Origin of the sequence: Candidatus Sodalis sp. SoCistrobi (genome assembly GCF_900143145.1) — a bacterium.
Lineage (GTDB): Bacteria > Pseudomonadota > Gammaproteobacteria > Enterobacterales > Enterobacteriaceae > SoCistrobi.
Genome location: NZ_FRDB01000075.1, coordinates 1 through 12304 on the forward strand (window position 1 = coordinate 1; position 12304 = coordinate 12304).

Genomic DNA, 12304 nt, shown 5'->3' on the forward strand with positions numbered 1-12304 from the left:
TGCTCATGCTGAGTTTCCAGCACTAGATTAACTGCCCGTTCACGGACTTCCGGAGAGTAACGTTTGGTCGTTGTCATAGAGACCTCCACTTTTAAAGTATAGACTCTAATTTATCCGGGGTGATTCAGTCAGTCCGCCTTTAGCACAGCGTGGCGATGATCACTTGGTCAGCATTAAAATATGCTGCTATGGGCTGCGGCGGCGATAACTTTTGCTTATCGGTCACCGTCGTCGGTACCGTGGCGCACAGCTGCTGGCCACCGGGCAGGGCGATGAGCGCTTCGTCGTTTTCGTCGCCGCGCTCCAGGTGGGTGAGGGTACCGTAAAGCACATTATCCGCCTGCGGTGGGGGCGCGCCGGTCGCGGCAAGGGAAATCCAGGGCGCCTTGATCAATACCAGCACCTCTTTGCCTATCTCAAGTTGCAGGCGTTCGGCGCTCTTTTCGGTTAGCGCGACGTTCAATTGGCTGTGGCCGTCGGCCAGTGCGACCGTCACCTGCTGCTGCACCGGCCGGCGACTGCGGCTGACGATGGTGCCAAAAAACTGATTGCGGGCGCTGGTTTGCAGCGAGAAACGCGAAATTGCCGCCAGCAGGCTATCTAACGGCAGGGTATCGTCCTGCAGGACATCGAAGGCTTTTTGCTGGATTTGGCCCAGCAGGTCGTAGAGCTGTAACAGCCTCTCGGCGTAACGGGTCAGAGTGGTACCGCCGCCGCCCTTGCCGCCGGTCGCGCGCTCCACCAGCGTCTGTTCCGCCAGCGCGTTCATGGCGTTGATCGCATCCCAGGCGCTTTTGTAGCTGACGCCCGCCAGTTTTGCCCCTTGCATGATGGAGCCGGTGGCGCGGATCTGTTTAAGCAGTTCAATGCGGCGCGGGTCGGCAAACAACTGCTGCCGGAGTTTCAGGGTTAACAGAATCTCTGCCTGCATCAGGAAACCTCGTGGCGTTAATAGGGAAATTTTCGCTTATCCAACGGGCAGCGGCAAATCATGCCGGTGGCGATAACATAAAAGGCCTAAGCGCTGCAGCCAGAAACTGGTATAAAGGTAAGGAAGATAACCATTATGCGCCAACTCTACGCTATGAGGTAATAATGCTTGAACTATTAGAAAGCCTGGCCATTGTCATTTTAATGGTGCCTGTCGTCATGGCGATTATCCTGGGTCTTATTTACCTTCTGGGAGAGCTGTTCAATTTCATCTCCAAGTTTGGTCAACCCAAACAGCGTCGTCAGCCGAGCGATGACGTGAGGCCGGCTTCTCGCCAATAAGTTGACGTCCGGCGTGCGTGCCCGTCCGCGCCGGCGGCGTGCGGGTCTACCTGCGCCGCTGAAGTGCGAGGTTGTGTTAGAGGCTAGACGGTGCAGGATGCGCCGCTGGTAAAGCCTGTCGCAGGAGTCAGATTTTGCGTCAGAGGCAGCCGGTGCCGCGGGGTGTGGGGGTGTCTTAACCCCTGGCGCTGTCGCGTGACCATCTGGCACGGGCCCCCTTGTCCGGCTCATGGGACGTGAGGGTGTCTCAAACGCTTGTCGCTGACGCGTGACGATCTGGCACGGGCCACCCTGGTCGGTTCGTGGGCATAGGCGAGTCAACGTCCGTTGTTGCGCTGAGTCGCTGCGTCAGGAAACGGTGCGTCGGTTGCCACCGGCTGCACATACCCGTGTTCCCCTTCACACCGCGCGCGTTCCTCACGCGGCGTTCGTCTCCGTTCCTCATTTTTTTTGTCCGTTTCGCCGCTATAATCACCGTCTTCGGGTTTCAACCCCTGCAGGGGCTTTACACACCCGCCCCTGGCGCATACTCTGTGGGCGTTTAATAAGTGTTTTAGTCATTAATGAGGATGTAATGAAACCACGGGAAAGCGGCAAACAACGGGTCGCGGTGCTGTTCGGCGGCCAGTCCACCGAGCATGAAGTGTCGTTGCGTTCATCGATGAACGTCATTCGCGCCATCGACCGGCAAAAATACGATTTGACGCTCATCGGGGTGGATAAACACGGACGCTGGACTCTGTGCGACGAGCAGGACTATCTGCTTAATGCTGACGATCCCGCCGCCATCCGCCTGGCGCCGGCGCGGTGTTACCTGGCGGTGGTGCCCGGTCAGTCGGGGGCGCAACTGATTGATGCCGCCAATGGCCAGCCGTTGCCGTCGATTGATGTCGCTTTCTCGGTGTTGCACGGCGCCAGCGGTGAGGACGGGTCGGTGCAGGGCCTGCTGCGGGTGCTGAATATTCCTTACACCGGGCCGGATGTGCTGGGCTCGGCGGTGTGTATGGACAAGGACATGACCAAGCGGGTGTTGCGCGACGCCGGGGTGCCGGTGACGCCGTCGGTAACGCTGCTGCGTACCGGCAGTGCCGCGCCGGATGTCGACGCGATTATCGGCCAGCTGGGGTTGCCGCTGTTCATTAAACCCGCCAGCCAGGGATCTTCCGTCGGCGTGAGCAAGGTGACCGACCGCGCCGGCTTTGAGGCGGCGCTGGCGCTGGCTTTCCGTTATGATGCCAAAGTGTTGGTGGAACAGGGGATAAGCGGGCGGGAAATCGAAACCGCTGTCTTGGGCAATGATTCTCCTGAGGTCAGCGTCTGCGGCGAGATCCTCGCCAACGACGAATTTTACGCCTATGACACCAAATATCTCAAAGGCGCCCAGGCGGGACTGGTTATCCCGGCGGCGCTGCCGGCGTCCGTCGCCGATGCCCTCCGGCAGATGGCCCGTGAGGCCTATTTGGCGCTCGGCTGCAGCGTAATGGCGCGGGTGGATTTCTTTTTAACCGATCAAGGTGAAATCTTGCTCAATGAGGTCAACACCTTGCCGGGTTTTACTTCGATCAGTATGTATCCGAAGTTGTGGGAGGCCAGCGGGCTGGATTATCCCGCCTTGGTGGACCGTTTGATCACGCTGGCGCTGGCGCGCGCCGCGGCGGCGAGCCTCAGCCAAACCGAACGCTGAAACCCGATTGCCGTGCGGGAAGGGCGCCAGCCCTGCTGCGGTTTATCACCCTACGGCAGGGCTGGGATAGTGACCTCGCGATGGTAAACGCAGACCCTGCAGCAGGACTGCGGATAGTGACCTTGCGGTGGTAAACGCAGACCCCGCGGCAGGGCTGCGGATAGTGACCACGCGATGGTAAACGCAGACCCCGCGGCAGGGCTGCGGGTTAAGATCTCGCGATGGTAAACTCAGGCCAGCAGGCGCTGGCGAATGAAATGGGCGATGGACGGCGCTTCATTATCGCCAATGACCACGTCGGCGCGCGCCTTGATGGCATCATTGCTTTGCCCCATCGCCACGCCGAGACCGGCGCTTTCCAGCATGCTGAGATCGTTGAAGTTATCGCCGAAAGCAACGACCTGATCCATGCTTAACCCCTGGGCGGCAACCCAATGTGCCAGCTGGCGGCCTTTGCTGTTGCCCCGTTGCGCGATATCCACCTGATCGTGCCAGGACCATTCGCAGGCCAGCCCCAGTTCCCGCTCGACCGCTGCGGCGAAAGTTTGCAGCTTGCCGATATCCGCATCGGAGGTAGCGAACTTCCAGATCGCCTGCGCCTCTTGCGCCGCCGCCGCCAGGCTGTCCACCTGAACAAGCGTCGGCCGCTGCGCCGGCGGCAGAGTCTCCGACCAGGCCAGGGAGCGCAGGACATGATCGGTCGGGTGTTGATACAGCATGGCGTCATCGACGTACAGTAGGCCGTGTACATCATACTGACTGAGCAGGTTCAGTACCGTCAGCGTCTGGGTCTTGTCGAGGGGGTGAGCGGCTGATACCCGCCGTGCCGGGTAATCGTACAGATAGGTCCCGTTGCAGCAAATCGCCGGGGTATCTATTTCGAGGGCCTGATAGAAGGGGTGAATGGCGACGTGATGCCGGCCGGTGACCACCATCACCTGCAGGCCGGCCTCGCGCAGCGCGGTAAGGGATTCGGGCAGTATACGTTTTTGGCGGGTCAGCAGCGTGCCGTCCAGGTCCAGGGCAATAAGGCGATAATCCATAGGTTTCCTATTAGGTAAGTATTTTAATCATACGCAATGTTACACCCTCGGCGCGGCGGCGAAAACCGTGATAATGTCAGTGGCTAACGCGCCCTAACGGTGACATGCTTAATAAAGGCGTACCGTTAAGGTGACAAAACCGTGCCAAATCACGGACGCTATGCCTGCCACAGAAGCGAAATTAGGAGAACACATGAAGCAAATTGTCTACGTTGCCAGCCCGGAAAGTCAGCAGATACACGTCTGGCAAATGGATAACCAGGGCGCGCTAACATTGCTGCAAGTGGTGGATACCCCGGGGCAGGGGCAGCCGATGGTCATCCATCCGGCAAACACGCACCTCTATATTGGCGTCCGGCCGTCCTTCGGCGTGGTCAGCTATCGTATTGATGAACAGGGCTTGCTGACTGAAGCCGGTATGGCGCCGCTGCCGGGCAGTCCGACGCAGCTGACCACCGACTTGCAGGGCGAGACGCTGTACAGCGTTTCCTATAGCGGCAGCTGTCTCGGTGTCAGCCCCATCGACGAGCAGGGTATCGTCGGCGCGCCGACCCAGACGCTGGAAGGCTTGACCCATTGCCACTCCGCCAATGTCGACACCACCAATCAGGTACTTTGGGTGCCTTGCCTGCAAGAAGACCGTATCCGGTTTTATACCATTGGCGAGGCCGGTCATTTGACGCCCCGCACGCCGGAAGCATTAGACAGCGTGGCCGGTGCCGGCCCGCGCCATATGGCGTTTCACCACGGCGGCGGTTACGCCTACACCATCAACGAGCTCAGCGGTACGGTGGATGTGATTGCCATTGACGCCGCAGGCGCCGGTCCGCGCATTGTGCAGACGCTGGATATTATGCCGGCCGGCTTCAGCGACACCCGCTGGGCGGCGGATATCCATATCACGCCCGACGGCCGCTGGCTCTATTGTTGCGATCGCACCGCCAGCATCATTAGCCGGTTCGCGGTGTCCGAAGACGGCGGCGTGCTCAGTTTGATAGGCCATCAGACCACCGAAACCCAGCCTCGGGGTTTCAATATCGATAGTCAAGGTCGGTTCCTGGTGGCCGCCGGGCAGAAATCGCACCATATCACGGTTTACGCTATCGATGCGCAATCCGGCGCGCTGGCGCCGCTGGCGCGCTATGCGGTGGGACAAGGGCCGATGTGGGTGTCGGTCTTGGCGCGTTGACCCTCCGCGTCGCGACCCTTACCCCGCGGCGCGACCCGCAGCCTGCGTCGCGACCCGCGACCCGCAGCCCGCGGCGCCGTGGCCGCGCCATGCTTGAGCCGTAGCCTTTCGCCCGGGCAGGTGTCGGCGGGCCGTCGCATCAGCGGTAAGTGACGGTCAGCGGCGCGCTGCCCAAAGTGTGGAAATGCACGTTAAAACCTATCATCGCGCCGCTGGCGTTTTCATCCACCTCCAGATGCTCCACATCCAGCGCATGGACGGTGAACTGGTAGCGGTGCGTTTCTCCCTGCGGCGGCGCCGCGCCGCCGTAGCCTGCGCTGCCGAAATCGGTACGTCCCTGCACGGCGCCCGCCGGCAGATTGTCCTGACCGGAGCCCGCCCCCTGGGGCAGCATACGAACATCCGCCGGAATATTGGCTACCAGCCAGTGCCACCAGCCAGAGCCGGTCGGCGCGTCTGGATCAAACACCGTAATGACAAAACTTTTGGTGCCTGCTGGGACATTATCCCAGGCCAGGTGCGGCGAAATATTATCCCCTTGATATCCCATACCGTTAAACACATGGCGCTCGGGTAACGTCGCGCCGGGCTGTAGATCGTTGCTAAAGAGAGTAAACACGCGGGCAATCTCCTGTTGGGCACTAGCGGTTAAGGATTTTTAATAAATTTTGCGCGGTGGCCGTTGACGAGGCAGGGTTTTGGCCGGTGACCAAATGGCCATCCGTCACCGAATAAGACTGCCAATCCTCGCTGCGCTCAAAATGGCCGCCGTGGCGCCGAAGCTCATCTTCCACCGAGAACGGTACCACGCTAGTCAACCGGCCTGCTTGCTCTTCGCTATTGGTAAATCCGGTGACCCGCTTACCCGCCACCAGCGGTGTGCCGTCAGGCTTTTTCGCATGGCGCAGCACCCCTGGCCCATGGCAGACGGCCGCCACCGGTTTGCCGTTAGCGAACGTTTGCTCGATAAGGGCGATGGAATGGGGATCTTCCGCCAGATCCCATAACGGACCATGGCCGCCGGGATAAAACAGGGCATCAAACTCGTCCGCCCGCAACGTATCGACCCTGACGGTGGCGGCCAAGGCCTGCTGCGCGGCGCGATCGGTGCGAAACCGTTCGGTGTCCTGGGTTTGCGCGTCCGCTTCGTCGCTTTTCGGATCCCGCGGTGGCTGGCCGCCTTTCGGCGAGGCCAAGGTTATCTCTATCCCGGCATCATGCAGGGTATAATACGGCGCGACCAGCTCTTCCAGCCAGAAGCCGGTTTTATCACCGGTATCGCCTAACCGGTCATGGGATGTCAAGATTATGGCGACTTTCATCAGCGTTCTCCATTAATAGTGGCGTGGGGGATAAGGATCGCCGCCTCCGACGCCCTGACCCGATGCCAAAAGAGCGGCCCGCGAGTTCGGGGCTGGGGCTGTCGGCCCGGTCATCACCCCGCCGCCGCAGCCCATCGGCGCTGCGCACATTTCACCGTGCCGCATTCACGCTCGCCGGCGGCGCAACGCCTGGGGCCGCAAACGTAGAGCTTAAGCATAGCGTATGTGGCCCGGCGCGCATGAGCACCCCGTGCCGACGGCGTCACGGGAGAAAATGCCCCGGCGAGTCCAGGGCGTCGGCGATAGCGTCGATGAGCCGGGCAAGCGCCGGCGGTGAGATGATATAAGGCGGCATCAGGTAAATCAGCTTGCCAAAAGGACGGATCCACACGCCGCTGTCGACAAACCAGCGCTGCAGCGCCGCCATATTCACCGGCTGTGTCGTTTCCACTACGCCTATGGCGCCGAGCACCCGCACATCGTGCACCCGGGGATGGTCGGCCAGCGGTGACAACCCGGCGCGAAGCCCTGCGGCTATCGCCGCCACGCGCGGGCGCCAGCTTTCGTCTTCCAGCAGCGACAGGCTGGCGTTGGCGGCGGCGCAGGCCAACGGATTGGCCATAAACGTCGGCCCGTGCATGAAACAGCCGGCGTCGCCATCGCTTATCGTATCCGCCACGTGGCGGCGGGTCAGCGTGGCGGCGAGTGTCAGAGCGCCGCCGGTCAAGGCCTTGCCCACACAAAGGATATCCGGCGCGATGCCGGCGTGGTTGCAGGCGAACCATTCGCCGGTGCGGCCGAAACCGGTGGCGATTTCATCGGCAATCAGCAATATGCCATAGTGATCGCACAGCGCCCGCGCGCGGCGCAGGTATTCGGGATGGTAAAAGCACATCCCGCCGGCGCCCTGCACGATCGGCTCCAGAATCACCGCCGCCAGCGTACGATGGTGGGCGGCCAACAGGGCGACCAGCGGCGCATCGTCCCCCTCGCGCCAGGTGTCGTCGAAGCGGCGACGGGGAGCCGCGACGAACCGATGCGGCGGCAGGTAGCCCTGGTACAGGCTGTGCATCGAGTTATCGGGATCGCACACCGACATGGCGCCAAAGGTATCGCCGTGATAGCCCTGGCGCAGGGCAAGCAACTCGCGCCGTGGTTCGCCGCGCGCCTGCCAATATTGCAGCGCCATTTTTATCGCCACCTCCACGGCTACCGAGCCGGAATCCGCCAGGAAAACGCACTCCAGACCGGCCGGCGTCAGCGCCACCAGCCGACGACACAGGGCCACCGCAGGCGGGTGGGTAATGCCGCCGAACATCACATGGGACATGCGGTCGATTTGATCCTTCATCGCCTGATTGATAACCGGATGATTGTAGCCGTGAATGGCCGCCCACCATGAGGACATACCGTCCACCAGGCGGCGGCCGTCGCTGAGGGTCAGCTCACAGCCGTCGGCGGCGACCACCGGGTAGGCCGGCAGCGGCCGGGTCATGGAGGTGTAAGGGTGCCAGATATGGCGGTGGTCGAAGGCGAGGTCGTCGGCCTGCATCGGATTATCCTGTAAACTAAATTTTTAATATATGGTTGACAGTGTAGCGGCAAACTCTACACTGACGCCATCTATTTCTTTCAAGATGCTGTGGGTAACCGTTATGTCAACCTCTCAACGCTGGACGCTGGCGCAGGCCAGAGCGCTGTTTGATAAACCGTTTCTTGAGTTATTGTTTGAGGCCCAACAGGTGCACCGCCAGCACTTCACGCCGGGCGAGGTACAGGTCAGTACACTGCTGTCGATCAAAACCGGCGCCTGCCCCGAGGATTGCAAGTATTGTCCGCAAAGCGCGCGTTACAGCACCGGGCTGGAGAGCGAGCGGCTGATGCAGGTACAGCAAGTGCTTGACGCCGCCCGTAAGGCGCGGGACGCCGGCTCGACGCGCTTTTGCATGGGCGCCGCCTGGAAGAACCCGCACGACCGCGATATGCCGCTGCTTGAGCAGATGGTGCAGGGCGTGAAGGCGATGGGGCTTGAGACCTGCATGACGCTTGGCATGCTCAACGACGGGCAGGCGCAGCGACTGGCGGAGGCGGGGCTGGATTTCTATAACCACAACCTGGACACCTCGCCGGAATTTTACGGCAGCATTGTTACGACCCGCAGCTACCAGGACCGGCTCGATACCCTGAGCAAAGTCCGGCAGGCGGGGATTAAAGTGTGCTCCGGCGGCATCGTCGGTCTGGGGGAGGACATCCGCGATCGCGCGGGGCTGCTGGTGCAGCTGGCCAACTTGCCGACGCCGCCGGAAAGCGTGCCCATCAACATGCTGGTGAAGGTGAAAGGAACGCCGCTGGCGGATAATGAGGATGTCGATCCGTTTGAGTTTATCCGCACCATCGCCGTGGCGCGCATTATGATGCCGCGCTCACACGTGCGCCTGTCGGCGGGACGGGAGCAGATGAACGAACAGACCCAGGCGCTGTGTTTCATGGCCGGCGCCAACTCGGTGTTCTACGGCTGTAAATTGCTCACCACGCCTAACCCGGAAGAGGATCGCGATATGGCACTGTTCCGTAAGTTGGGCATCAATATCGAACGTCGCACCGCCACGCAGGGCGATGCGGCACAGCAAGCGCAACTGGCCGAAGACCTGCTCACCGCAGATACGGCGCATTACTATAATGCGGCACGCTGATGACCGACGGCTGGATGGCGCGCATCGACGGTGCGCTGGCGCAGCGGCGCCGGGAGCAGACCTACCGCGAACGCCGGGCGCTCAGCGGCGGCAACGATCGCCTTATCCGCGACGGCAATAGACAGTACCTGAATTTCTCCAGCAACGACTATCTGGGACTGGCGCGCCACCCCGCCGTGATTGCGGCCTGGCAGCAGGGCGCAATCACGGCGGGGGTAGGGGCGGGCGGATCGGGGCATGTCACCGGTTACAGTCTGCTTCATCAACGGCTGGAACAGCGGCTGGCCGACTGGCTGTGCTTTCCGCGCGCGCTGCTGTTTACCTCGGGTTTCGCCGCCAATCAGGCGGTGGTGGGGGCCTTAACGGCCTCCGGGGACCATATTTTGGTGGATCGTCTGAGCCACGCTTCGCTGCTGGAGGCGGCGATGCACTCGCCGGCTACGTTACGACGCTTCGCCCACAACGATGCCGATGCCCTGAAGCATTTGTTGCGTCGCGACTGCGCCGGCAACCGTCTGGTTATTACGGAAGGCGTGTTCAGCATGGACGGCGATCGGGCGCCGCTGCCGGCGTTGGCGGAGATAACCCGGGCCGCCGGCGGTTGGCTGATGGTGGATGATGCCCATGGTATCGGCGTCGTCGGCGAGGAAGGGCGCGGTTGCGCCTGGGCGCCGGCCGGCCGGCCGGACCTGCTGGTGGTTACCTTTGGCAAGGCGGTGGGCGTCAGCGGCGCGGCGGTGCTGTGCGCGGCGCCGGTGGCGGAATACCTGCTGCAGTTCGCGCGTCATTTGATTTACAGCACCGCACCGCCGCCGGCGCAGATAGCGGCAATTGACGCCGCCTTGACCGTCGTGCGCCGCGGCGACGCCCTGCGCCAACGCCTTTGGGACAATATCGCCCGTTTCCGTCGCGGCGCTGCGGCGCTCGGCTTTGCGTTGACGCCGTCGGACACCGCCATTCAGCCGCTGGTGATTGGCGATAATCTGCGCACGCTGCAACTGGCGCAGCGCCTGCGTGAGCGCGGCGTCTGGCTGACGGCAATCCGTCCGCCCACCGTGCCGCCGGGCGGCGCACGGCTGCGTATTACGCTCACCGCTGCCCATCTGGCCGATGATATTGATACGCTGCTGGAGGCGCTAGCCGATGCACAACTTTAGAACGCCTGATTCGTCAGCGGACCACCAAACGACGGGCGGCGCACGGCTGCATGCTACGCTCACCGCTGCCCGTCTGGCCGACGATAGTGATACGCTGCTGGAGGCGCTAGCCGATGCACAACTTTAGAACGCCTGATTCGTCAGCGGACCAAACGCCGGGCGGCGCACGGCTGCGGGTTACGCTCAACGCCGCCCGTCTGGCCGACGATAGTGATACGCTGCTGGAGGCGTTATCCGATGCCCAACAATAAAACGCATAATCCGCCGTCGGACCATAAGCCGGGCATCGCCCGTCGTTTCAGCCGCGCCGCACCGCATTACGACCGCCACGCTGCCTTTCAGCGCGCCTGCGGCGATAGGCTTTGCGACCTGATAGGGCCGGTCACAGGAGGGCGGCTTCTCGATGCGGGCTGCGGCACCGGGTGGTTCAGCCGGCGCTGGCAGGCGCAGGGCAATCAGGTGGTAGCCCTCGACCTCTCCGCCGCCATGCTGAGCTATGCACGACAACAACGGTCTGCGGGGGCCTACGTGGTGGGCGATATCGAACAGCTGCCGCTGGCGACCGGATCGATAGACATTGTATTCAGTAATCTGGCGGTCCAGTGGTGCGATGATTTGCCGCAGGCGCTGGCGGAGCTGTACCGTGTGCTGCGGCCCGGCGGCATTCTGGCGTTATCCACCCTGGCGCAGGGATCGCTGGAAGAGCTGGCGCAGGCGTGGGGACAGGTGGATGATGGCATCCATATCAACCGTTTTCTGCCGCAGACGGCTATCGCCGCAGCCTTCGCCCCTTATCGCCATCGCCTGCTGGCTGAGCCGCATCGCTTGCACTATCCACAACTTACCGACTTGTTGCGGGAAATCAAAGGTGTGGGCGCCGGTTATCTCCACGATGGCCGCCCGCCCGGACTGACCAGCCGCAGCCGCCTGCGGGCGTTGGAGGCCAGCTGGCCGCACCGGCCGGCGGGGCTGCCGCTGAGTTATCGCGTGGTTTATGGGGTTATCTACCGTGACTAAACGTTTTTTTGTGACTGGAACCGATACCGATATCGGTAAGACCCTGGCGGCCTGCGCATTGCTGCAATCCGCCGCGCGCGCCGGCTATCGCACCGCAGGGTACAAACCGGTGGCCTCAGGTTGTGAACTGACCCCCGAGGGGCCGCGTAACCGCGATGCGCTGGCGCTGATGGCCAACGGCACCGTGACGCTTGACTACCATCAGGTCAACCCGCTGGCGTTTATTGCGCCGACCTCGCCCCATATTGCCAGCCGCGAGGAAGGCCGGTGCATCGACGCCGCCGCGTTATCGGCGGGGCTTCGGACGGTGGCAGCCGCCGCCGACTGGCTGGTGGTGGAGGGCGCGGGAGGCTGGTTTACCCCGTTGGGGGAAACGCTTACCTACGCTGATTGGGTCGCCGCCGAGCGGCTGCCGGTGATTATGGTGGTCGGAATGAAACTCGGCTGTATCAATCATGCGCTCCTGACGGCGCTGGCGGTACGACAGGCGGGGCTGCCATTGGCGGGCTGGATTGCCAATCATCCTACGCCGGTTACCCATCGGCCGCAGGATTACCTGGCGGCGCTGCAACAACGGCTGGATGCCCCTTTGTTGGGGGAAATCCCCTGGCTTGACGCGGCGGTAAACGCACCCTTGGCCGACTATCTTGATCTCTATATTTTGGAAGCGCCGTATTAAGCGGACCCGTTTCGGACCGGCTGTCGGCGGTGCCGTCGCGGGTAGCGAAACGCGCGGTGCTGCTATCCGCTTCCCCCGCCAGCGATACCCTCGCGCGTCGGCGAGCGTCATCATTAACGCCAGATACCGTCTTGCTCATCATGATGCAAGAGCTATATTTTCATCGAAGGGTATTCCAGATTTTAAGACACCATAAGCTAATTGGAGTAATTTTCGCATTGCCGCGCAGATGCCTACTTTACCTCCTT

The 12304-nt window shown here is 62.0% G+C and carries 13 protein-coding genes and 1 pseudogene; 8 read left to right on the plus strand and 6 right to left on the minus strand.

Translation table 11 applies throughout. The annotated features are described in order from the left end of the window. Positions 1-139 precede the first annotated feature (139 nt). Positions 140-931 carry a molybdenum-dependent transcriptional regulator gene (gene modE, locus CINSTRO3249_RS07005; RefSeq protein ID WP_074012737.1) on the minus strand — a complete coding sequence of 264 codons (792 nt, stop codon included), beginning with the start codon at positions 929-931 and terminating at the stop codon, positions 140-142. Between the two features lie 164 nt (positions 932-1095). Between modE and CINSTRO3249_RS07010 the strand changes: the two genes are divergently transcribed. Further along, positions 1096-1272, plus strand: a complete 177-nt coding sequence (locus tag CINSTRO3249_RS07010) for an AcrZ family multidrug efflux pump-associated protein (RefSeq protein WP_074012746.1) — start codon at positions 1096-1098, stop codon at positions 1270-1272. Positions 1273-1846: 574 nt separating this feature from the next. Next, the gene (ddlA, locus tag CINSTRO3249_RS07015; RefSeq protein ID WP_074012738.1) at positions 1847-2956 is read left to right on the plus strand and encodes a D-alanine--D-alanine ligase; all 1110 of its coding nucleotides are present in this window, start codon (positions 1847-1849) and stop codon (positions 2954-2956) included. A 230-nt stretch (positions 2957-3186) separates the two neighbouring features. On the opposite strand, the gene CINSTRO3249_RS07020 is transcribed toward ddlA, so the two are convergent. Beyond that, positions 3187-3999: a pyridoxal phosphatase gene (locus tag CINSTRO3249_RS07020; protein ID WP_074012739.1), complete on the minus strand. Its 813-nt coding sequence runs from the start codon at positions 3997-3999 to the stop codon at positions 3187-3189. A gap of 193 nt (positions 4000-4192) precedes the next feature. On the opposite strand from CINSTRO3249_RS07020, the gene pgl reads away from it, so the two are divergent. Further along, positions 4193-5188, plus strand: coding sequence for a 6-phosphogluconolactonase (gene pgl / locus CINSTRO3249_RS07025; protein WP_074012740.1), 996 nt, complete (start codon positions 4193-4195; stop codon positions 5186-5188). A gap of 139 nt (positions 5189-5327) precedes the next feature. Here the strand turns inward: pgl and CINSTRO3249_RS07030 are convergent, their stop codons facing one another. From CINSTRO3249_RS07030 to bioA, 3 genes are all read right to left on the minus strand, one after another. Continuing rightward, positions 5328-5807, minus strand: coding sequence for a kinase inhibitor (locus CINSTRO3249_RS07030; RefSeq protein WP_074012741.1), 480 nt, complete (start codon positions 5805-5807; stop codon positions 5328-5330). Between the two features lie 22 nt (positions 5808-5829). Beyond that, positions 5830-6510 (minus strand): type 1 glutamine amidotransferase domain-containing protein, encoded by a 681-nt coding sequence (locus CINSTRO3249_RS07035; protein ID WP_074012742.1) that lies wholly within the window; start codon positions 6508-6510, stop codon positions 5830-5832. Between the two features lie 262 nt (positions 6511-6772). Beyond that, a complete protein-coding gene (bioA, locus tag CINSTRO3249_RS07040; RefSeq protein WP_074012743.1) occupies positions 6773-8062 on the minus strand; it encodes an adenosylmethionine--8-amino-7-oxononanoate transaminase in 1290 nt (429 codons plus the stop codon). A gap of 103 nt (positions 8063-8165) precedes the next feature. On the opposite strand from bioA, the gene bioB reads away from it, so the two are divergent. From bioB to bioD, 5 genes are all read left to right on the plus strand, one after another. Beyond that, positions 8166-9203, plus strand: a complete 1038-nt coding sequence (gene bioB, locus CINSTRO3249_RS07045; RefSeq protein ID WP_074012747.1) for a biotin synthase BioB — start codon at positions 8166-8168, stop codon at positions 9201-9203. Next, on the plus strand, positions 9203-10360 hold the full coding sequence (gene bioF, locus CINSTRO3249_RS07050; protein ID WP_074012744.1) for an 8-amino-7-oxononanoate synthase: 1158 nt from the start codon (positions 9203-9205) through the stop codon (positions 10358-10360). Before bioB ends, bioF begins: the two co-directional genes overlap by 1 nt. A 113-nt stretch (positions 10361-10473) precedes the next feature. Next, positions 10474-10611, plus strand: coding sequence for a hypothetical protein (locus CINSTRO3249_RS17165; RefSeq protein WP_174249747.1), 138 nt, complete (start codon positions 10474-10476; stop codon positions 10609-10611). Beyond that, a complete protein-coding gene (gene bioC, locus CINSTRO3249_RS07055) occupies positions 10598-11377 on the plus strand; it encodes a malonyl-ACP O-methyltransferase BioC (RefSeq protein ID WP_074012745.1) in 780 nt (259 codons plus the stop codon). The genes CINSTRO3249_RS17165 and bioC overlap by 14 nt, the downstream gene beginning before the upstream one ends. Continuing rightward, positions 11370-12056, plus strand: coding sequence for a dethiobiotin synthase (bioD, locus tag CINSTRO3249_RS07060; protein WP_074012748.1), 687 nt, complete (start codon positions 11370-11372; stop codon positions 12054-12056). The genes bioC and bioD overlap by 8 nt, the downstream gene beginning before the upstream one ends. Positions 12057-12194: 138 nt before the next feature. Here the strand turns inward: bioD and CINSTRO3249_RS16495 are convergent. Then, positions 12195-12304: pseudogene (locus tag CINSTRO3249_RS16495) on the minus strand (IS110 family transposase); the annotation flags it as partial.